This is a genomic window from Pseudomonas sp. EL_65y_Pfl2_R96 (assembly GCF_963970905.1).
Taxonomy (GTDB): domain Bacteria; phylum Pseudomonadota; class Gammaproteobacteria; order Pseudomonadales; family Pseudomonadaceae; genus Aquipseudomonas.
Genome location: NZ_CAXAQH010000323.1, coordinates 1 through 460, shown reverse-complemented (window position 1 = coordinate 460; position 460 = coordinate 1). Strand labels below are relative to the sequence as shown.

Annotated in this window: 1 protein-coding gene; it reads right to left on the bottom strand. The window is 65.4% G+C overall.

The features are described 5' to 3' along the window. Positions 1-371 (bottom strand): FAD-dependent oxidoreductase (locus tag AACY49_RS30850; protein WP_339528090.1); only part of this gene is annotated, 371 nt, incomplete at its 3' end. Between the last annotated feature and the right edge of the window lie 89 nt (positions 372-460).

The window sequence follows — 460 nt, the reverse complement described above, 5'->3', positions numbered from 1 at the left end:
GCACAGGTCAGGCGGCGCGGCGCGCCACCAGTCGCCCAGATCAGCGTGCGATAGCCGATCGTGCTGCCATCCTCGGTGGTGACCTGATGCGCGGCTGCATTGACCGATACGACAAGCCGCCCGGGGAGGAGTGTGATGTCGCGATCGACCCAGAAAGCTGCCGGACGGATCAGCAGGCGCTCGAACGGCTTGTCCCCGGCCAGATATTCCTTTGACAGCGGCGGGCGTTCATAGGGCAGTTCGGGTTCGTCGCCGAGCAAGGCGATCGTGCCCTCGAACTTGCGCTGGCGCAGCGCAATCGCCGCCTGCGCGCCGCCATGCCCGGCCCCTACGATCAGGACATCGAAGGGCGTCGGGTTGGTGTCGGTCATTGCAGATCCTCTCCGGCAGGGCAGTGTTCTTTGCGCCCTAATGAAAGCGCGACTGGCGCGGATCAACCCCCGCGCGCCAATAGGTAGTT